Here is a 19,849-nt window from a genome sequence, read left to right as displayed (position 1 = left end):
TGCAATACCTCGTTATGCTAATGAGTCCACTATGATATGATACCAATTAAAATGATTCGTGTCGTATTAACCTTAAAAGAAAGACGAAACTGACCCTTTCTCGAATAATTAAGAATATGCCGTAATTCCATAACTTTTATCTTCATCTATCCCCCAAAATGGGAAAACACTTCATCAATAACATAACAGCCACCAGGGCAAGTTGCTTAGATTTTATGACGGCCGGCGAACAGCAAAAAGCCACCCTAAAGCATCGCTCCCGCGGGTGGCTATTACTCTGAAATCCCTATTTTCCAAGGCTTTTTTGTTTTACTTCTTATCAACATGTTCCAGCAACGCTACGCACTCGACGTGGAACGAGAGCATCAGGTTGATGTCTGGTATGTATTCTTCGTTTTGTCCGTTCTCGGGAACAGGTCAATAGTGGTTTTTATGGGTACTCTCTGTTCAAGGGAACAGGTCAATGGTTTTTATCCGTTCGGGGGAACAAGTCGATACATGGGGTTTAATTCCTGTCATCTCCGGTGGCAAAGGCACTAACTATTGATAAAATGCACCGCTCAAATCAAATCGTTAAAATTTGCACCGCTTTTGCACACCCCTAATAGTTGCCCCATTGGACTATCGGTTGTTATACCACACAAACCAGTCAAATTTTCTGTGGCGACCTTTGTTGTGTATATTGTTTCGCTCAAGGATTGAATCTATCAGCGCTAAATATCCCTCATAGTCATAAGTTTGGCGCATTTTTTCAATACAGTTTTTGATTTGTGATGCTTTGTATATTTTGCCTTTATACTCGTAATGAGAAAGAAACTGACCGACATTGTTTTGCATGACACCATCGAATATTACATAGTCGTCATTTTGGTAAACATAATAATTATGGTACAGGCAATACTTGCTGAAGAACGAAAAAAGGTTAATTTCATTCTTCGCCAATTCGCCAACTAAAGAAATATCGCCCTTAGCCACCCGTTCGTCAAAATTGCAGCTTTTTATTTTTTCAATCAATCTTGTCAAATAAATCTTGCTCAAGTGTTTATTTAGGTTAGTGGAGTTCGTCATATCAATCAAGGCAATTTTCATTGCAATAATGTCACTGTCCACATTTTGAGGAAACTTATTAAGACAGCTATTTATAATTGCACCTTCTTCACCATACCGCGGATCTCTGTTTACACGTTTGGCGGTCTCGTCCAGTTCTTCCTTTGTGAATCGTGTACAAGGCACCTCGATACCACTCCACGTTTTGGTCGGCACACTTCGGTTACTCCTTGAATAATCCTTCGGTTCGGGAATAACTTCGCCGTCCATAGGGAGCCGAACTGTGTATGGTCTGACTTCATCATTGCGAACGAGTTTTTTATTTTGAACAAGATCATTGATTGTGGAGTTTATATAAGGCTGCAGCTTCCCAGGGAAACGGGCATCAAGGATTTGTTTTGCCGTTACCGGCATATTGACCATACGGCAGTATTGCATAATGGTTTCTGCGTTGCTCAAGTCTAAAACCTCCTACTTACATGTGGTTTTTTATAATTCATCCGCCTCACTTGTCTCAACATCCTTTAAGGTTTTGCCATCAGCCGTTTTCCAAGCAGTATATCCATTTGAACTTGCACCCGTTACAAACATAGAAGCAGCCGATGGTGACGAAAAGAGCACGTCTTCTAAAAGCGTATAATTTTCATCTACCTTGGCCTTTTCACGAGCCTTTTTTGCTACCCCTGAGCAAGTCTTTTCATTGGTTTTAGAATTGATAACACTGCCACGTAAAACGATATATCCTTCACTTGAACGTTTGCATTTCGCTTTTACTGTCATGCCGGTGTTCTGCATTTTTTGCTCCATAAAAAACTCAAGGTTGTCGTCGTCCTCTTCATGATCTGTATTATGGATTGCTCGATTTTGAACTAATGGCTCGAATACCAAATGTCCAAGTACACCCATCACAATTTTTGCATACTCCACATACTCTTCAAGTTCGCTCTCTTTTTCTTCTGTAACATTTCCGGCATTAGGTTCATTTCCGTTCTTAGCTTCGTAACGATTAACATTTACGGCAAGGACAAAGAATCGATTTTCAAGCCAACTAATCTCGGTTGCCCCAAAAATGTTATTTGAAGTCGTGAAAGCTACAGCTTCATACCAATCTTCAAGGCCCTGTTTCGGGGAGGCGTGATGTTCTTTTAAACGGTTCAAAATACCTTCTCCATTTTTTCGAGTCCCAGATTGACCGACATAAACTAAGGGTTTGTCGCCATCACCTTTACTGAAAAGGAAGTAAACTCCACTCTGTTTTAGGTAATCAATATTTTTGCAGTCCACAAGCTTTACCCGTGGTATCTTATAGGCAACCCCTGTCCAATTGGCAAGTGTACACTTGATGCGCCCATTTGGGGTGCTGTCCATAAGAAAATAATTCATATTTTTACCGGCCATAGTGTTTATACCCCCCATAATCATTAATCCGATGTTGCATTAGTCTGTATATGTAGCAAATCCACCGACTCAGAATTATTTCTCAAATAAAGTTTTCAACCTATTCTCATAAGGTAGTGTCCGAAAGTTTATCAAGGCAGGTAACTGTTTAACGGGAAAGATGTCCTTATTGCTCTTCGCCCATCATCATTTTGTAATGCTGTTCCTGCTCCAAGGCTTCAAAAATTAATTTGAACACATCTTTGTACAGCGTGATGTCGGTGCAATCGTCAACATAATTCAAACCATCGCTAAACCCTACGGAGTTGGCATTGATATAAGACAACATAGCCGTGGCGAGGTGGTACTTCGTGTAGTCGGGTAACCCTTCGGCTGGCGTTTCCACGAACTTATCTCTATGTTCATCAAGAACCCTCTTGCGGATATTCACACCGTCGTAACCACAAAGTTGCATGAAGTAATATTCCAAAATGCGGCGTATTACGTTCATTAGCGGAATAACTGTATCCACTTCTCTGTACTCACCCCAGAGGGCAGCGTAGGAGTTTTGGACAGGGTTGAAGTTTTCTTGCTCGGTTGGCTTAGATATACATTGTCGGACACAATGCTTGATTGTGGAATTGTTACTCGCTTTGTTTATCACATAGAACGATACGCAATGATAGCGGGATGCTTGGTTATAGGTTATCTCCCTATGGAAATAGACGTTGTGGGTCAAGATAAAAATCTGCTTTATATAGTCGCCCTGAACCTCACGTTCCTGTTCACGATATTCAGCGTTGTTAAAGCAGACACCTACCATCTCCCGCACCAAGGTGCTGACGATGAATAGGACGCAGCTATCCATACTGGAAACGGGGTCGTCTATTACGACAATTTTATCCTTGCTAACATCAGCATCGGTATGACTTCCGCGAACGAGGTGATAGAAGTACAGGAACGCAATGAAATTTCTCTCGCCCTCACTTAGCTTATCCGCAACTGTCCCGTCTTGGCGCACAACCTCGTAGACATTTTGCTGACCTCGCTTTTCCCGCAGGGTGAAGCCCTGGAAACCTGAATCTCGAAGTAAATCGTTTATGCTTTTGATGGTTGGGGCGGTACTAACCACTCGTTTGTTAAGTTCTGCAATTTCATTTTCTAAAGCTCGTGATGCCTTAGCACCGTCATCGACCAGCTTAATCAATGCAGTAATCTCGTCATCAAAGGTCTTGCGCCGTAATCTATAGGTCGAAACATCACTTTGAAGTGTAAATGCAATAAGTTCCCAGACTTTCCTGGTACACTCGGTTTGCTTCTGACGCTTCGCACCGACAATGTCGTTGTTTGCTTGAATCTGTTTATTAAAACCCTCGATTAGGACGTTTATTTCATCACGCAGCGTTTTAACGTTTTCAAGTGTGATAACTGAAGACGGCTCTTTCAACTTGTCAGTTATCCGTTGGATATTGATTTCAATCATTTTCTCTAAGAGCGCAAGTTTCGTCTTATATTCAGTAAGATCAAGTTTCGGGAAAGCATCCTGGAGATTGCCGTTAAGTACATCAAGGAAGCCTTGCATATCGCTTACGTAGTCCTCTTGAAATTGCCGAAGGGCACTAATATCCTCTTGATACTGGCCATCAAAACAGGCAGAGATTTGTTTCTCAAAATCGTCGGGTAATTCCTGTTGGCAATAAGGGCATTTTCCTTCTGATGTTTCGGCGAAATGTTCATGCCCTTGGCGCACCCAGTCCGTAGCTTTAATCGCTTTGATGAAACCAGCAAAGGGTGTGTCACTACTGCTCGTAATGGATTTATTAAGTAGTTCGTTGCCGGGTGACCCTTTTAATCTTTCCGTGCCTCCAGTAGGCTGAAACTTCTTATATGTAGCAGCTTTTGGGTCAAATGCCGTTTCGTACAGAGTTCTTAATTCTCCTATATCATGCTGAGTAGGGTTTCCTATTTGCAATACTTTCTCGGCAAACTGAGCCTTCCGCTTAAAGCCGCTCTGCGTAGCGTCAAATCCGTCTCGGATGGCTTTCGTTTTATCCCAACAGGTTCCTTGAAAGTCGTCGAGCAAGGTGTTTCGTGCCGATTCCTTGCGGTCCTTTGTTATGGTATTTTCGCCATTTAGCTTTTCCTGCTCAGCCCGCTGAGTGTTTTTTTCAGCAATGTCAGCTTGAATCTTGATGTTCTGCTCGCCTACGGTGAATACGCCCTTGAGTTTGCCGTAGTCACGGAAGTTCGCTTCTACAAACTCCTGATTATAGACAAGCACGGAGTAGTCATCTGCGGATTTTCCCGCTTGCCAAGACAAACCCTCATTGGCATGGACAGCCCTCGCTATGGTAGATTTTCCCGTGCCGTTGTTTCCATAAAAGAAGTTGATAAGCGTGGGCTCAACCGGAATGCCGTGAAAAGTCGCAGCGTTTAGCATAAGTTTTTCGATTGCGGAAGTTATTTTAGTATTCATCATCTATATCCTCCGTTCGTTTTCTCGGCTCGGATATACGCGGCTTTATAGCCGGAATTTCTTCTTCGTCATCTCCGAGAGAGGGCAACGCAATTATCTCCCGGCCGGCTATACCTTGGAGATCGCCGCTCATACCATAGAGGCTATTTGTGACCTTTTGCAAGATTTTTTCCTGTGCTGCCCAGCGTTTCTGGGCTTGTTTCTTCTCGGTGTCGAGCTGCTTTGCCATTTCGTCGTAGGACTCAAGGATATAACGAATCCGGATACAAATGAACCAATACTGACCATGTCCCATGGTCAATTCCCCAGGAGTTATCATATTCCGTTTCTCTTGAAATCAACTCCTTAGAAATTTTAGCAATGCCAGGTGAACCCATCGTGTTGTATTTAACTTCATATAATTCCTTAGGAAAGCCATACATGTCGTATATGGTTTTTGGACTTTTCTCGTTCATAATTTTAGTTCCTCTAGTATACCAATGAGCTGAAACTGACAATATCGCTTCGTGTTTTGGTATCCTTTCAGCAATGCTTCGCCAGGTTTTTGTATAATTATTATCTTCAATGGCATTCATTGGTGACCCATGTCCTACAAATAAAACAGGCATTCTGATATTCATTTTCATATCCTCCATGCTATTTATTCACATACGAATTTACCGTCCACCAATCGGCAGAATGCTCCTTCAGATGTTGGCTGTTCTTTTTCTTTTGTAATTCCCTCTATGACTTGAATAATTTTAGAGAGGGGCTGTGCGCCACTAATCTGCTGGTTCCCATTAATGACGAGTGCCGGAACCCCTTGGATGTTATATTTTTTTACAAGAAGAAAGTCCCTCTCTACTGCATCCTTTGTCTCTTGGTTATTATAGTACTGCTCCCATGCCGCAAAGTCGATTCCGCTTTTCCGGACACAGTCAGTGATGATCTCTTTTTCTTCAATATTACGATTTTCTACAAATAAGGCATTTTGCAGAGCGTCAAAAAGATCCCAATACCCAGCGTCTCCTGCAACGAAGTATGCTGCCTTACATGCAACAAGACCTTTCATAGAAGACGGAAATTGAAAGTCTTTCTGGCGCATTCCCGAGATGTTGAATCGGTGCATATCATCGTTATGATTCGCATGCTCCCAATGGCTCATTATCTCATCTTTCGCAGCAGTTCTCGAACCAAACATCAAATCAAAATCACCAGCCGATTTGACCAATGCATAGGAGCGATGCACGATTTGCACTTCCGGCATTAGTTTTTGGATCTGACGCATCCGATAGGACATCGGAAAACAAAAACTGCATATTACGTCATGAAAAAACTCAATGGTAACTTTATTCATTTGATTCCACCTCACTTAACTAAAATAATAAATTACGAAATCCAATCAGAAATTCTAATTTTCTTTCCGATATATAAACTGAATACACAACCTCGTCAAATTCAAAAAACATCCAACCCGACCACACAACCTCAAAAACTTCTGAAAAAACATCTATCCTGACCACTCGCAATCCCTGACATCTAACCCAACCACTCGTAGGGCTATGACATCTAACCTAACCACTTGACTATCAAAAACCGCTCTTATGGACTTATTCCCTCGAAGCGTTATTTTGACGATTTTTACTCAATGGGTTTTACACCCATATGTGCTGAAAGCCCTGATATATAAGGGTTTTTCGCACACCTACTCATTCACCCTTGACATCAATACTACTGTCTCAACGTGGACAGTCTGGGGAAACATGTCGAAAGGCTGGAGTTTCTCCAAACGGTATCCCCCTTCATAAAGCAACGCAATATCCCTGGCTAAAGTAGCTGGATTACATGCAACGTAAAGTATTTGTTGCGGTTTCCACTCTAAAATGCGTTGAATGACCTGTCGGTTGCAGCCACTGCGTGGAGGGTCCAGAATCACAGAATTAAATGGCCCGTCTAAATGAAAAATAACATCTTCAGCCCTGCCAGTATGAGGAGATACGTTATGAAAATCGTTAAGCTCCAGATTTTTCCTCATAGCTTCTACAGCACTCGGCCAATCCTCAACTGTCACTAAATTATCAAATTTTGAGGCCAGAAAAAGAGATAATGCCCCTACTCCAGAATACAATTCAAGAGCCCTTCCCTGCCCTTTATCCGAAAAGCAGTTGGCACTATATGTAAAAAGCCGCGCTGCCTGATAACTGTTAACCTGAAAAAATGCCGTACCATCAAAATGAAACTCTTTAGAATTAAGAAACTCTCTCAGCCACTCGCGTCCCTGAACGCTCCTCGAATTCTGCCCCAGTATTGTGTTTCCAGGAGAGATATTCTTGTTTTCTAAAATTCCTACAAAGGAAAACTCTGGAAACTGAAAGCTTTGCCACTGTTGCTCTACTCTTTTCATTTCTGAAGAAGAAAGGCTTTTGCGTACGACAAGGCATGCTAATAATTCTTTGGAAAAACTGCCACACCTGAAAATAACGTGACGCAACAGACCCGAATGTTTTTTTTCATCGTATGGGGGCAGATTTATGCACTCTAAAGAATCTATAAAGTAACTCAACATATGATTAAGAGCTGGTTCCAGAACGGGGCACGTGTCTATAGGAATAATAGAATGGCTGCGCCTTCTAAAAAAACCTATATCAGTCTTGCCTGCGTTGTTTCGCACGGGGAAGGATGCCTTGTTTCGGTATCCCCATTCTTTTGGACTTGCAATGCAAGGTGCCAAAATATTTCTGACGGGAATATGAGCCACGCGAGAAAAAGCTTCTTCTACAATTGTTCTTTTGATTTCAAGTTGTTTATCATAAGAACAGTGCTGAAGCTGACAACCGCCACATTGTCCATACCAGGAACATAACGGCGTAACCCGCTGAGGATGGGGCGCTATTATTTCCTGTATCTCACCAATAGCGTAATCCCTCTTCTTTTTTGTTACTCTGACCCTGATCTCTTCTTCCGGCAGGGCTCCTGGAACAAAGTAAACAAGACCATCTTTGGGGCGTCGAGCGATGCCGCTCCCGTCACTGCTAATGGTTTCAATTTTAAGGTTAATTATTTCATCATGCCCGCAGGGATGAAACTGATTCAACACTTTTGCATCCTTCCCAAACTCCTTTTTCTTAACATGGGCACTGGCTCTGCCTCATTATTAAATTCCCCTACGTATTTATTAGGACTCTTTTATCTCCCCTGCCATTACTAAGGCCTGCTTAGCGATTACAGGACCGAAAAGCTCATATATTACAGTTGACCCAAGTATAATATTACGCAATGCAACCCCCATACCAGGGAGGGTTTGTTCTGCTAAAAGAGAGAGGCCTATAGCAACACCAGCCTGAGGCACAAGGGTCAGCCCAAGATATTTTTGTACAGTTGGAGGCGAATTGGTCATTCGAGCTCCAGCATATGCTCCTAAAATTTTCCCTATTACACGAAAAACAACATATCCAACCCCTATGAGACCCACTTTAGGCAACATTCCCAGCTGCAAATCCGCACCTGAGATAGTAAAAAAAGCAAGAAAAATTGGAGGCGTGAAACGATCTACTACAGAGAGGACTCTGTCACAAGAATAAACCAGATTTGAAACTACAGCCCCAATCATCATCGCTACGAAGAGAGACGAAAGTCCGAATTTCGACGCAAGACCTATGCCTAAAAAAATACAGCCTATCGTCAGAGAAAGAAGTGCATCCTCCCCCTTAACGCGCCCCGACATAAACGAAAGGAAGAGTCCCAGAACCAGACCAAGAAGCAATGAGAAAAAAACTTCGTTGAAGACTCTCAAAACAACAGATGCCATGGGAATAGCAGAATTATTGGAAACAAGGGATTCTGCGAAAGCCACCGCAACACCAAAAGCAAGAATGGCAACTGCATCATCCATAGCAACTACGGGCAGAAGAGTATCTACTAATACCCCTTTGGCCTTGTATTGCCTTATGACAAGAATGGTGGCAGCAGGAGCCGTAGCTGCCGCTATGGATCCAAGAACAAGACTGAAATGAAGGGGCTGGTGGAAAACAAATATCATGGCTAACGTCACAGCAAAAACCGCACATAAGGATTCCATGAGAGTAATCCATACAACTGACAACCCGATTTTTCGAATATGCTTCAAGTTAAACTCACTGCCTATACTATAGGCAATAAAACCTAAAGCTACTTCTGAAACAATAAAAAAAGATGACACCACTTCTTTGGGAATCAACTTTCCAAGAGAAGGTCCTATAACAATTCCTGCCAAAATATACCCTGTCACATTTGGAAGTCTCAGCTTCCTTGTAACTTTAGCCATAAAAATTCCAGCAAGAAGAACAAGGGCGAAATAATACAAAACATGCACAGAAAAAGACTCTCCTTAAATTATATTTTGTGACCTCGTAAAGAAAAGAAAAACAGAGTGGATGATTAGTTACGATGGTTGGAAGCAAGGCCCTCAACGCAATTAACAGGTATGGTAAATAGTATTCCAACATCAGGCTTAGAAAGATCTTCTACTACTCTTTTAACGGCATCTATGGCCGGTTGGACTTGTTCATCCTCTAAAACAACAAAAATGGTTTTATTGTAGGGATACTGATCGTTAATCAGCATCTTAATGGAACCAAAAAGAGGAATTTTATCGATATCCTCATGAAGAACACGTGCCATCCCCTTACTGTCAATAATGGTAGCCCCTCGAACACCTATGTTAATAAACTCCTTAAAAAGACTTTCAACCTTGTCTACCTTATTAAGTACTATAACAAGCATCTGCATCGCATACACTCCTAACATTGGTCGTAATTCTATATATAATACATCAAAAATGAAAAAGACCAGCTGATATTATTTCACCAGCTGGTCATTCTGCCCGGAAAACCCGCGCAGTCCTGCTTCTATCGAGGGGTGTGTTGATTACAAATGTAAGCTTTTTTTGAACACCTGGTAGCCTTCATCGAAAGCTTTTGCGTTCAGTTCTTTTGTTCCTGCTGGTACTTTTTCCAATATAGCTTTCTTTACAGACTCAGGCCGGACAATATTTTCAAGCTCGAGAACTCGAGCTACTGCCCCCAGGGCCACCATATTCGTTACAAGCTCACGCCCAAGCTGTTCCCGGGCAATTCTAGAAATTGGCAACTGATATATATAGGCATCTACCTGTGGAAAATCTGTGACAAAGCTGTCATCAAAAATTATTCTTCCGCCAGGAAGTGTATCGGCTGAAAACTCTTCACAAGCCTGCTGGGTCAAGATCACCTGCAGATTTGGTCTTGTTACTTTTGGATAATCTATAGGTACTGTAGAAATAACAACCTCGGCCTTGGATTTGCCGCCTCTAGCTTCAGGACCATAAGACTGTGTCTGCACTACATAGAGGTTCTCCTCATACAGGGCCGCAGCTTCTCCTGCAATAACAGCAGCAAGAATTATCCCCTGCCCGCCTGAACCGGCAAAACGGATCTCATACCTACTCATGATCCTTCCCCCTTACTCTTTCTATGAGAGAGAGATACTGCTCTGTATATTCGGGAATGTCTTTATTAACAAATTCTCCCACTACTATTTTCCCTGCGAGTTCCTCAGAAGACATGTTTTTGGATCTCGCCAAAGTTACGGTGTTTTCCTTGAAATAATTAATGTTATCGATTGGGGTACGCCGTTTGTTTCTTCGTCCAAATTGAGTATGGCAGCTCGAAACGATCTCAATAACAGCAAACCCTTTTTTCTTTATGCCATTTGCAATATATTGTTCAGCCATTTTCGGGTTGGCAATAGTTGCCCTTGCTACATAAGAGGCACCGGCGCCTTCTGCCAGCCGACAAATATCAAAGGCCGGGTCTATTGCCCCGTATGGAGTTGTAGTTGCCAAAGCCCCCTGGGGAGTGGTAGGAGAAGCTTGTCCTCCTGTCATTCCATAGATATTGTTATTCATTACAATGGCTGTAATATCGATGTTGCGTCTACACGCATGAATAAAGTGGTTCCCTCCTATGGCCGAGCAATCACCATCTCCCATAACGTCAACAACAGTAAGGGAAGGATTCGCTAATTTAATTCCTGTGGCAAAAGCAAGAGAACGGCCATGGGTAGTATGCACTGTACAAGCATCTATATAGCCTGGCATACGACTTGAACAACCTATTCCTGACGCAATCACTGTCTGGCTTTTTTTCTTATCTAACTCTACGAGAGCACGAAGCAAGGCATGCATAATAATCCCGTGTCCGCATCCTGGACACCAGATGTGGGGGAAGAAACGCGTCCTCAGCCAGCTCATAACGTCTTGACTCGGCATCTACGCCACCTCCTCAATAGCGGAAAGGATGTCTTCAGGGTGGAAAAGTTCTCCGTTCACTAGATTTAGAGGAACCACCTTGGCTTTCCCGTGCACTGCCCGCTCCACTTCCAGAACCATTTGTCCGCAGTTAAGCTCAGGAACAATGATGGTTCTTGTTTTACGGGCAAGGCGCTCTATCTCCTTATCAGGGAAAGGCCAAAGGGTAATAGGTCTAAAGTAGCCAGCACGGAGCCCTCTGCTGCGGGCCTCTCTTACCGCGCGCAAACTCGATCGTGCAACGCTTCCGAAGGAAAGCACTATAACATCGGCGTCATCCACATTTTCGGTCTCATACTCTACGATGTCATCTCTGAAACGATCCACTTTTCTCATAAGACGAAGCATTTTTCTTTCTATTTCTTCTGAATTATTTGTAGGGAACCCCCAGTCGTTATGGGTTAAACCTGTCACATGCCAGGTATAGCCATCCCCAAAGGAAGCCATGCAGGGCAAATCGTCTTGAGGGTCTGGGCGATAGGGTACAAACTTCTCAGGAACATCCACAGGGCGCTTTCTGTTTACCACAGGATAAGACCCTGGCTCCGGGAGAACTATTTTCTCCCGCATATGCCCTAAGACTTCATCGCTCATAATAAGGACAGGCTGTCTAAAGCGTTCAGCAGCGTTAAAGGCTCTGATAGCCAGCTCAAAACACTCTTGCACAGAAGATGGAGAATAACAAATGGTAGCGTGGTCTCCATGAGTTCCCCAACGTGCTTGCATAACATCTTGCTGGCTTATCTTCGTAGGAACGCCAGTAGAAGGGCCACCTCGCATTACATCAACTACCACAATGGGAATTTCTGCCATATATGCAAGCCCCAAATTCTCTTGTTTTAAAGAAAAACCTGGCCCTGATGTTGCCGTCAACGTTTTCTTGCCTGCGATAGAGGCTCCAATAACAGCCGCTACACCTGCAATTTCATCTTCCATCTGAATAAAACGACCATTAAGACGTGGTAGCTCACTCGCCATAATTTCCGCTATTTCTGATGAAGGTGTAATTGGATACCCAGCAAAAAAGCGACAACCGGCCGCTAGCGCGCCATAAGCTAACGCTTCATTCCCCTGCCAAAAACGAACCTCAGGCATCCTCTTTTCCCTCCTTTACCGTCACTGCAAAATCCGGACAAATATTTTCACACTGTCTGCAACCAATACAATCTTCGATTCTTTCGACTTGAGCTTTACGCTGATCGTCAAAACCTAAGACTTTTTTAGGACATATTTCGATGCATAATCCACAACCTTTGCACCAAGCCCTATTAATAATTACTTCATGTTTTTTGGGCAAAACCTACACCTCCCAAAGAGATAAGGATTCATAATAATAGATTTTTTGATTTTAAAAAATCGAACAGATCAAGCATATAGTTTTCGGTTTTTTTATTCAAGCTCTTATTGATATTTATCTTTTTTCTTTTTGTTTTTATAAGAAATAAAAAAGATAAATATTATTAGCATTATAGAGCGGTTTGTATATTAAAAACCGCTCTATTTTTTAATTTAAACGTTCCAAAATCTGGCTCCCGAAGGTAAAGGGGACGTATTTTGTCTGGTTTCTTAGCCCTCTCTTTCCACTTATGCCCTAACAATGCCAAAGTTCCCCCCGAAACTGTTCCTTGCACTAAAGGAAATGGGCTTGTTCTTCCTCCTTCAGAAAAAAGAGCGGACACTCTCTCCAAATCATCACAAATGCTGCATAAGGTTTTTTTGTTTTGCAATCCACGAGATTTTACTATGATTTCTTCTGCCGTAAAAAAAGCGGGGCTCCAGACTTCTTCAAAAACATTATCTTCCATTCTGTAGGCACCGCCATACACTCCCCCACGTCCTGCCCAAATCAAAGGAATTGTAGTAAGTCCAAGCTTCGAAGCAGGATATCCCATGGCTTCAAGTGTTGAAATAGGAATAACTGGCACTCCCAATCCTTTTGCGAGACCACAGCCATAAGCCAACCCTACTCTAATTCCTGTAAAGTAGCCTGGCCCAATGGTCATAGCGACTGCGGAAATATCTGAAATCTCTATCCCCAAAGAAGAAATGAGCGTTTCAACAAGAATGGGCAACTTGCTCCCTTGATTTCTTCCTATGTTCATATTCATCTCTGCTGCTACTTTGCCATTGATAGAAACACCTATGTTTGTCCATCGAGTACAGCAGTCAACACCTAAAACAACATAATTCATTGGCCTATCTCCCCAATATCTTTAAGTAAAAGTTCCATCGTTTTTACAGCTTTTTCGCCTTCAGCTTTAAAAGAAATGCGACGTACCGTTTCGCTGTCTCTACAAAAGTAAAGTTTCCATAGGTCTTTAGTTGGCTGTTCCGCAAGGCGATCAGGCCATTCAATAACCAATACAAAGCCGTCATCTGCGTATTCACAGAGACCAAGCTCGTATTCATCTCCCCTCTCGAGGCGGTACAAATCTACATGGGCAAGGGGCAAACGCCCTTCATATTCATTGATAAGTGTGAAGGAAGGACTTCGAACTCCCCGAGCCCCCAAACCATCTCCAAGCCCTTTAACAAGAACTGTTTTTCCTGCTCCTAGGTCACCATAGAGCAAAATAGTCAACCCTGAATAAACATGACGAGCCATACATTCACCGATGAGCCTCGTCTGTTCTGGCGAAAATGAGGTAATTTCCATACTGTCCGCTTTTTCTTCCTTTTTATTAATCAATGTTTCGTCTTCTCCTTCTCTCTTAAAGAACAAAGCACTGAAGGAATTCCCATGGCTATTTCCCGCGCTAGTATACCATCTATCCCTTTTCTCTCAGCAAGAAATTGTCCTGCCTTGCCATGGATCCATACACCAAGAGACGCACTGTCTAATAAAGAAATTTGTTGAGCTAAAAATGTCCCTATCACACCAGAAAGGATATCTCCTGACCCTGGGACAGACAGCTCTGGTCCACCCTCACGAATTATTACTGTTCTGCTTATAGTATCAATTACAGTTCCATGCCCTTTCAAAACAACGCAACCCCATTGCCGAGCCAGCTCCTTTGCTGCGTAAAGGCGCGAGGATGCCACATCCTTCGCCGTTAAGCCAAGCAATCTGGCTGCCTCTCCTTCGTGAGGGGTTATGATAACATCATTGCGTTTTTTTAAATAGCTTTTTAATTCATTAAGCCAAAAGATGCCATCGCCATCAACCAATAGAGGATGGCGCCATTCATTCCATATACATTCAAACAGGGAGGCACCATGACTGTCCCTTCCAAGACCAGGTCCGACAACAGCAGCCGTACCGCGTTCCGACCAGCAAAGCAGATCCTGGGGATTCTCTCGTTTCATTGGGTGAAAAACAGCTTCCGGCAAAAAGGAGATCCCTTCCCGGCAAACATCATCAGTACTGGCCACGATGACTACTCCACAGCCGCTTTTAAGAGCTCCCAGAGCAGATAAAAGCGGAGCGCCTCTATAGTGCTCGCTGCCTCCCACTACGAGGAGTGTTCCTCTCCCCCCTTTATGAAGGTCCAACTTTCTTTCAGGAAGAGTAGCTATTGCGTCCTCTTCCTCCCAAAGAGTTGCGCAAGGAAGAGAAGGCAGTACTTCGTGAGGGGGAACTCCTATGGAAACGATTTCGATCTTACCAGCTTTAGCAGCAGCCGGCATTGCAGCAAGTCCCGTCTTCATAGCAAGCATGGTAATAGTCGCAACCGATGCCACACAGGGAGAATAGACTTCCCCTGTTTCAGCATTTATGCCGCTAGGAATATCAATAGAAACTATATTATTTCGCCCTTCAAGGAGCTCTATGATCCGTCGAATTTCTCCTTGTGGAGAACCCTTGCTGCCTGTTCCTAGCAGGCAATCTATAACAACGTGGCTTTCTGACATTAGGGATGTGATCTCTTCTACTGTCATTTCCTCCGTGATACGGATGGGGGTGCTCATTTCTTTTAATATTTCAAGGTTCTGCAAAGCGTCGCCCTTTATTTTCTCAGGAGCCCCTGCTAAAAGGACTATTGGTAGAAGCCCTCTTATTGCAAAGTGTCGCGCCATAACATAACCATCACCCCCATTATTACCGGGGCCAGCAAGGATAAGGAACCTCTCTGCTTGCGGGAAAAGACGTTGAACACACAAAGAGGCTTCAAGTCCCGCATTTTCCATAAGTACAATACCTGGAACCTTGAACTTTCCTATGGCCATGGAATCTGCTTCTCTAATCGTTGTGGGATCATAGAGATCTATCATGACTTGACACCTCCACAATTATAAAGGCAATGGCATAATCGCCATCATGGGAAAGACTGATGTGGACTTTCAACTTCTGTTCATCCATCCACTGCTCTATGTTGGCAGAAAAGCAGGGAACGGGCCCCTCAGGGGTTCTATGAAGCCACATCCCCTGCAATACAACTTTAAAAAAATCAAGGCCTGCTGCTTTCGCAAAAGCTTCACGGGCTGCGAAAGATGCCGCAAGGTGGCGGGCAGGATTAGCCTTTTTCATGGCATAATCACGCTCTTCTTCATGAAAAACCCGTTTCAAAAAGTGTTCATCCTGAAGGAGCCTCTCTATGCGGGAGATTCGACAAAGATCCACTCCTACGCCTCTAATCATATAAGATCTCCTCCTCTTTCGATTCATTTATACCACGCCACAGAAGAATTCGCTTTAATAAAACAAAAAAGCAGCCAAATGAATAACCCTATTATTTTTATAAGCCTCATGAGACAGATCTTTTCTTTTGTGAATAATTGGAGTAGTATGTTTTTTGCGTATAAGTGAATCATATAACGAACTCAACCATGTAATTTTTCTCTCCAAGGCTGTGGTGACAAAGGGGACAATTATTCCACATCTTATCACTACAATAGCAAATATTTGGGGAGCACAAGGGGTGGCTTGCGAAATGAGAGGGGAACAGAAATGGATGATACACAGATCAAATCAATGCTCCATCAAGTTGTAAGTTCTGTTGTTACCCAAAAATACATTTACGGAGCTGTTTTTTATGTATCATCTGATGACAACAGCATCGACGCAATTAGTGCTGCTGGAGATATACAAGAAGACAGCCGATATTTTATCGCCAGCATAAATAAGCTTTTTGTATCCTCAATTATTCTAAGATTGGTAACGAGAAGCAAATTAAGCTTGCATGATAAAATTTCAAAACACCTTCCAGATGAGATCATTCAGAGATTACATATTCACAAAGGCAAGGACTATTCTTATGACCTTTCCATCATCCATCTCATGTCCCAAACCTCATGGCTCCCCTGTTATCTGCTCGATAGACAAGCCAATGGGAAAAAGGCAATGACCGAGCTAGAAGCAGGTTTCGACCAACCCTGGCCAATAGATAAAGTCATTCAAGAAATAAAAAGGATGAAAACACACTTTCCTCCAGGAGAAAAAGGCAAAGCAAAATATATCGATACAAACCATCAAATTTTGGGTCTCATTGTAGAAGCCGTTACTGGAGATCCTGTCAATATAGTCCTAAACCGTCTCTTTCAAGAACTAAGACTCACACAAACGTATGTATATGAAAATGGTAAAACAGAAAAATTTGTCCCCATTCGGCATAGATCGACAACAATGCACATCCCAAATTTTCTCAACTCTACTCAAAATGATATTATTTCCACTGCAAAGGACCAAATGACGTTTTTAAAAGCATTCTTTAGCGGATATTTTTTTCAAAAAGAAAGGTTAAATGAACTGGAGAAGTGGAATAATATATTTTCCCCCTTTCAATATGGCATCGGAATACAAAAGTTTTCTTTGTCTCGTCTCCTCTCACCATTTCACCCTGTACCTTATATGGTTGGGCACTGCGGTTCTACTGGTTCTGTAGCGTTTTATGTCCCCGATAAGAAGCTTTACATAACGGGAACGATAAACCAACAAGCAAAACCGAATGTGGCATTTCAAACCATGATAAAAATCATACAAGCATTAAGGTAAGGCACCACTCGAACAGCGGGAGCCCGTGTATTGTACACGGGCTCCCGCTGTATTAAACTAAAAAACAATATGGCTTATAGTTATTATTTACTACTCTACATAAACAACAGCATTCTGGTATTCATGAGCGCCAATTCTGCTTAACTGTATCCCCTCAATATTTTTTGTTGCGCCAAGTACTTTTATTTCATTATATATAGGAATAACAGGAGTTTCTTCGTTTTGAATTTCAAACATTCTCGTGAGCAGAACATCACGCTCTGCCTCATCCGTGGTTACAAGCCATTTATAATAAGCTTCATCATAATCTGCATTGCTAAACCTAGAGCTGTTGCGAAGCATTCCTGTGGGAAGGATGTTGGATAATGTAAATTCAACATGCCCACTATTACAGGAGTAGAAATGCAATGACATTCCGTATTCGTCCCCAGCATTAAGGCGTGAATCAATAGTATTTGCATCTTGAACAAGCACTTTAGCCTTTATATTAATATCTGCCAACTGATCCTGAACAATCTGGCTTAGTTCAGAGTAATCCTGAATTGCACTTGTCCAAATTTCTGTTTCAAAGCCGTCAGGATAACCAGCCTCTGCCATCAAAGCTTTAGCCTTTTCAAGATTATAAACATGGGGTACCTTTACTTCCTTATATTCAATGGCAACATCTGGAACAACAGCGTATGCCACTTTTCCATAGCCATACAAAAGACTGTCAACTATAAGCTGTTTATCTATCGCATACTCCATTGCCTGTCGAACAAGCTTGTTTTTTAAAGGCGTAGAAGATTGAGTGTTAACGTAAAACATCACTATTTTCATGGAGGGGGTACTTAAAAATTGCAAATCAGGGTTATCTTTGATCTTATCAATATCGATATAGGGAATCTCATATGCCACATCTATCCCGCCAGTTTCAAGCAAAATGGTCCGCTGTCCTGCTTCAGGAACTATCTTCATTGTAAGATACTTAGTTTTTGCAGGTCCACCCCAATAATCATCAAACCGCTCAAGTGTATAATGATCGCCCGTAACGTATTCCTTCATCTTGTATGGACCACAACCAATTGGATGTGACGCAAAATATTCAGCTCCATGAGCCTCAAAGTAATCCTTTGGCATAATACCCCATCCAGGATCAGTTAATTGATAGATAAACGAGGGGTGTGGCGTGCTAAAATGGACAATAAGGGTGTTATCGTCCACGATTTCCAATTTGTTCACATCTATATAGGTGGTAAAGCCGCCCCCGCGAATAGCTCTCTGCTCAAAGGTAAACACAACATCTTTCGCAGTAAGCACGTCCCCATTATGAAATTTTACGTTCTTTCTAAGGTTAAACTGAAGTCTAAGGTCGTCCAACCACTCATAACTTTCCGCCAAAGCAAATTGCACTTTCATATCACTATCATAAGTTAAGAGTGTGTCATACATATGGTTTGTAAGAGAGAACGCTCTTTCCTGAGTTCCATAGCAAGGGTTCATAGTAGTTAGATCAGCACTCTGAGCAAAAACAATCTCTTCTTTGATTTTACGACTACTAGCATCAACAGAAGCGGCTGGAGCAAACAAAATACAAACGGCCAAAATGATAAATACAAATTTCTTCATAGGTGTCCCTCCTAATATTTCGTAATAAAAAACGGTAGAAAACTTTTCCCCCCATCTCATAATTAATGGTCCCCAAAAACACTCCTAACCAAACACATGGCATGACACAAAATGCCCTGGTTCAACTTCTCTTAGACTTAACTTTTTTGCTTCACAATCATCTTTTGCAAAAACACAACGTTTAGCAAATCTACATCCGTCAGGGACATTGATAGGAGAAGTAATCTCTCCCCTGCAAACAATTCGATTCATTTTTATATCTGGATCGGGAATAGGGATAGCAGACAAAAGAGTTTTAGTATAAGGATGAACAGGATTTTTAAATAATTTCTTAGAATCAGCTAACTCTACTACCTGTCCCAAATACATCACCATGATATTTGTGGACAAATGCTTAACAACACTGAGATCATGAGTTATAAATAAATATGTTAATCCAAACTGGACTTGGAGATCCTGTATCAGATTTAAAATCTGAGCTTGTATAGAAACGTCTAAAGCAGACACTGGCTCATCACAAACAATAAATTTAGGATTCAAAGTCAAAGCACGTGCAATACCAATCCGTTGACGTCTTCCACCATCTAATTCATGAGGGTAAGAATTCGCAAATCTTTTGGCAAGACCGACTAAATCCATCGTTTGGTCAACTTTTTTCTGTATCTTATCCTTTTCACTGGATTTATAGACACCTTGTATAATTAATGGCGCCGCAATAGATTGACTAACCGTCATCCTTGGATTTAACGATGCATAGGGGTCCTGAAAAATTATTTGCATTTGGGATCTCATTTTTTTCATCTTAGCTTTGTTGAATTTTAATACATCTTCTCCGTCAAAGAAGACTGTTCCAGATGTCGGCTCGCAAAGCCTTAAAACCGCGCGACCAAGTGTTGATTTTCCACATCCTGACTCTCCTACTACTCCAAGCGTCTCGCCTTCTTTAATAGAAAACGAGACATCGTCAACAGCAAACAATGTTCCGTAAGGAGTGTAAAAATGTTTTTTTAGATGATCTACTTTTAAAAGAGTGTCATTACTCATAAAACCACATCCTAGCCTTTATTTCATCGATCTCATTAACCGTGATTGTCTATCTTGGGAC

20 protein-coding genes and 1 pseudogene are annotated in these 19,849 nt (G+C 42.2%); 1 reads left to right on the top strand and 20 read right to left on the bottom strand.

From position 1 onward, the window contains the following. Positions 1-621: 621 nt before the first annotated feature. From BUC50_RS01055 to BUC50_RS00975, 18 genes and pseudogenes are all read right to left on the bottom strand, one after another. On the bottom strand, positions 622-1,506 hold the full coding sequence (locus BUC50_RS01055; RefSeq protein ID WP_286677053.1) for an HI_0787 family protein: 885 nt from the start codon (positions 1,504-1,506) through the stop codon (positions 622-624). Positions 1,507-1,536: 30 nt separating this feature from the next. Continuing rightward, positions 1,537-2,445, bottom strand: coding sequence for a GIY-YIG nuclease family protein (locus BUC50_RS01050; protein ID WP_286677052.1), 909 nt, complete (start codon positions 2,443-2,445; stop codon positions 1,537-1,539). 166 nt (positions 2,446-2,611) lie between these two features. Further along, positions 2,612-4,903 carry an AAA family ATPase gene (locus tag BUC50_RS01045; RefSeq protein ID WP_286677051.1) on the bottom strand — a complete coding sequence of 764 codons (2,292 nt, stop codon included), beginning with the start codon at positions 4,901-4,903 and terminating at the stop codon, positions 2,612-2,614. Next, positions 4,890-5,033, bottom strand: coding sequence for a hypothetical protein (locus BUC50_RS01040; protein ID WP_286677050.1), 144 nt, complete (start codon positions 5,031-5,033; stop codon positions 4,890-4,892). Before BUC50_RS01040 ends, BUC50_RS01045 begins: the two co-directional genes overlap by 14 nt. Before the next feature lie 12 nt (positions 5,034-5,045). Beyond that, positions 5,046-5,129, bottom strand: a pseudogene (locus BUC50_RS09695) (hypothetical protein); the annotation flags it as partial. Positions 5,130-5,142: 13 nt separating this feature from the next. Then, positions 5,143-5,520: a dioxygenase family protein gene (locus BUC50_RS01035; protein ID WP_286677049.1), complete on the bottom strand. Its 378-nt coding sequence runs from the start codon at positions 5,518-5,520 to the stop codon at positions 5,143-5,145. A 20-nt stretch (positions 5,521-5,540) separates the two neighbouring features. Next, positions 5,541-6,236, bottom strand: a complete 696-nt coding sequence (locus BUC50_RS01030) for a DsbA family oxidoreductase (protein ID WP_286677048.1) — start codon at positions 6,234-6,236, stop codon at positions 5,541-5,543. Between the two features lie 348 nt (positions 6,237-6,584). Beyond that, positions 6,585-7,976 carry a 23S rRNA (uracil(1939)-C(5))-methyltransferase RlmD gene (gene rlmD / locus BUC50_RS01025; protein ID WP_286677047.1) on the bottom strand — a complete coding sequence of 464 codons (1,392 nt, stop codon included), beginning with the start codon at positions 7,974-7,976 and terminating at the stop codon, positions 6,585-6,587. Between the two features lie 78 nt (positions 7,977-8,054). Further along, positions 8,055-9,230: a cation:proton antiporter gene (locus BUC50_RS01020; RefSeq protein WP_013048198.1), complete on the bottom strand. Its 1,176-nt coding sequence runs from the start codon at positions 9,228-9,230 to the stop codon at positions 8,055-8,057. A gap of 65 nt (positions 9,231-9,295) precedes the next feature. After that, positions 9,296-9,646 (bottom strand): P-II family nitrogen regulator, encoded by a 351-nt coding sequence (locus BUC50_RS01015; protein WP_013048197.1) that lies wholly within the window; start codon positions 9,644-9,646, stop codon positions 9,296-9,298. Positions 9,647-9,784: 138 nt separating this feature from the next. Then, positions 9,785-10,345, bottom strand: a complete 561-nt coding sequence (locus BUC50_RS01010; RefSeq protein ID WP_013048196.1) for a 2-oxoacid:acceptor oxidoreductase family protein — start codon at positions 10,343-10,345, stop codon at positions 9,785-9,787. Further along, complete coding sequence (locus tag BUC50_RS01005; protein WP_013048195.1) at positions 10,338-11,165, bottom strand: 2-oxoacid:ferredoxin oxidoreductase subunit beta; 828 nt, start codon at positions 11,163-11,165, stop codon at positions 10,338-10,340. Before BUC50_RS01005 ends, BUC50_RS01010 begins: the two co-directional genes overlap by 8 nt. Further along, positions 11,166-12,299, bottom strand: a complete 1,134-nt coding sequence (locus tag BUC50_RS01000) for a 2-oxoacid:acceptor oxidoreductase subunit alpha (RefSeq protein ID WP_013048194.1) — start codon at positions 12,297-12,299, stop codon at positions 11,166-11,168. Further along, positions 12,292-12,501 (bottom strand): 4Fe-4S dicluster domain-containing protein, encoded by a 210-nt coding sequence (locus BUC50_RS00995; protein WP_013048193.1) that lies wholly within the window; start codon positions 12,499-12,501, stop codon positions 12,292-12,294. Before BUC50_RS00995 ends, BUC50_RS01000 begins: the two co-directional genes overlap by 8 nt. 169 nt (positions 12,502-12,670) lie before the next feature. Further along, positions 12,671-13,396 carry a tRNA (adenosine(37)-N6)-threonylcarbamoyltransferase complex dimerization subunit type 1 TsaB gene (gene tsaB / locus BUC50_RS00990; protein WP_013048192.1) on the bottom strand — a complete coding sequence of 242 codons (726 nt, stop codon included), beginning with the start codon at positions 13,394-13,396 and terminating at the stop codon, positions 12,671-12,673. Next, positions 13,393-13,893 (bottom strand): tRNA (adenosine(37)-N6)-threonylcarbamoyltransferase complex ATPase subunit type 1 TsaE, encoded by a 501-nt coding sequence (tsaE, locus tag BUC50_RS00985; protein WP_013048191.1) that lies wholly within the window; start codon positions 13,891-13,893, stop codon positions 13,393-13,395. The genes tsaB and tsaE overlap by 4 nt, the downstream gene beginning before the upstream one ends. Then, positions 13,890-15,416 (bottom strand): NAD(P)H-hydrate dehydratase, encoded by a 1,527-nt coding sequence (locus tag BUC50_RS00980; RefSeq protein ID WP_013048190.1) that lies wholly within the window; start codon positions 15,414-15,416, stop codon positions 13,890-13,892. The genes tsaE and BUC50_RS00980 overlap by 4 nt, the downstream gene beginning before the upstream one ends. Next, positions 15,400-15,783, bottom strand: coding sequence for a holo-ACP synthase (locus tag BUC50_RS00975; RefSeq protein ID WP_013048189.1), 384 nt, complete (start codon positions 15,781-15,783; stop codon positions 15,400-15,402). Before BUC50_RS00975 ends, BUC50_RS00980 begins: the two co-directional genes overlap by 17 nt. Before the next feature lie 309 nt (positions 15,784-16,092). Between BUC50_RS00975 and BUC50_RS00970 the strand changes: the two genes are divergently transcribed. After that, complete coding sequence (locus BUC50_RS00970) at positions 16,093-17,136, top strand: serine hydrolase domain-containing protein (protein ID WP_286677046.1); 1,044 nt, start codon at positions 16,093-16,095, stop codon at positions 17,134-17,136. A 90-nt stretch (positions 17,137-17,226) separates the two neighbouring features. Here the strand turns inward: BUC50_RS00970 and BUC50_RS00965 are convergent, their stop codons facing one another. After that, entirely contained in the window at positions 17,227-18,744 is a 1,518-nt protein-coding gene (locus BUC50_RS00965; RefSeq protein WP_013048187.1) for an ABC transporter substrate-binding protein, read from the bottom strand. 84 nt (positions 18,745-18,828) lie between these two features. Beyond that, positions 18,829-19,788 carry an ABC transporter ATP-binding protein gene (locus BUC50_RS00960; protein ID WP_013048186.1) on the bottom strand — a complete coding sequence of 320 codons (960 nt, stop codon included), beginning with the start codon at positions 19,786-19,788 and terminating at the stop codon, positions 18,829-18,831. Between the last annotated feature and the right edge of the window lie 61 nt (positions 19,789-19,849).

It is taken from the genome of Aminobacterium sp. EBM-42 (genome assembly GCF_001896635.1).
Classification (GTDB): domain Bacteria; phylum Synergistota; class Synergistia; order Synergistales; family Aminobacteriaceae; genus Aminobacterium; species Aminobacterium colombiense.
The sequence above is the reverse complement of the archived record's forward strand: the minus strand, read 5'-3'. Positions and strand labels throughout refer to the sequence as shown.

Excerpts from the sequence above, each read along its gene's own strand:
- BUC50_RS00970 (WP_286677046.1), top strand. The coding sequence starts at position 16,093 with ATGGATGATACACAGATCAAATCAATGCTCCATCAAGTTGTAAGTTCT.
- BUC50_RS01000 (WP_013048194.1), bottom strand. The coding sequence starts at position 12,299 with ATGCCTGAGGTTCGTTTTTGGCAGGGGAATGAAGCGTTAGCTTATGGC.
- BUC50_RS00960 (WP_013048186.1), bottom strand. The coding sequence starts at position 19,788 with ATGAGTAATGACACTCTTTTAAAAGTAGATCATCTAAAAAAACATTTT.
- BUC50_RS01030 (WP_286677048.1), bottom strand. The coding sequence starts at position 6,236 with ATGAATAAAGTTACCATTGAGTTTTTTCATGACGTAATATGCAGTTTT.
- BUC50_RS01005 (WP_013048195.1), bottom strand. The coding sequence starts at position 11,165 with ATGCCGAGTCAAGACGTTATGAGCTGGCTGAGGACGCGTTTCTTCCCC.
- BUC50_RS01050 (WP_286677052.1), bottom strand. The coding sequence starts at position 2,445 with ATGGCCGGTAAAAATATGAATTATTTTCTTATGGACAGCACCCCAAAT.
- BUC50_RS01010 (WP_013048196.1), bottom strand. The coding sequence starts at position 10,345 with ATGAGTAGGTATGAGATCCGTTTTGCCGGTTCAGGCGGGCAGGGGATA.
- BUC50_RS00965 (WP_013048187.1), bottom strand. The coding sequence starts at position 18,744 with ATGAAGAAATTTGTATTTATCATTTTGGCCGTTTGTATTTTGTTTGCT.
- tsaB (WP_013048192.1), bottom strand. The coding sequence starts at position 13,396 with ATGAATTATGTTGTTTTAGGTGTTGACTGCTGTACTCGATGGACAAAC.
- BUC50_RS00975 (WP_013048189.1), bottom strand. The coding sequence starts at position 15,783 with ATGATTAGAGGCGTAGGAGTGGATCTTTGTCGAATCTCCCGCATAGAG.
- BUC50_RS00980 (WP_013048190.1), bottom strand. The coding sequence starts at position 15,416 with ATGATAGATCTCTATGATCCCACAACGATTAGAGAAGCAGATTCCATG.
- BUC50_RS01035 (WP_286677049.1), bottom strand. The coding sequence starts at position 5,520 with ATGAATATCAGAATGCCTGTTTTATTTGTAGGACATGGGTCACCAATG.
- BUC50_RS01040 (WP_286677050.1), bottom strand. The coding sequence starts at position 5,033 with ATGAGCGGCGATCTCCAAGGTATAGCCGGCCGGGAGATAATTGCGTTG.
- BUC50_RS01045 (WP_286677051.1), bottom strand. The coding sequence starts at position 4,903 with ATGATGAATACTAAAATAACTTCCGCAATCGAAAAACTTATGCTAAAC.
- BUC50_RS01015 (WP_013048197.1), bottom strand. The coding sequence starts at position 9,646 with ATGCAGATGCTTGTTATAGTACTTAATAAGGTAGACAAGGTTGAAAGT.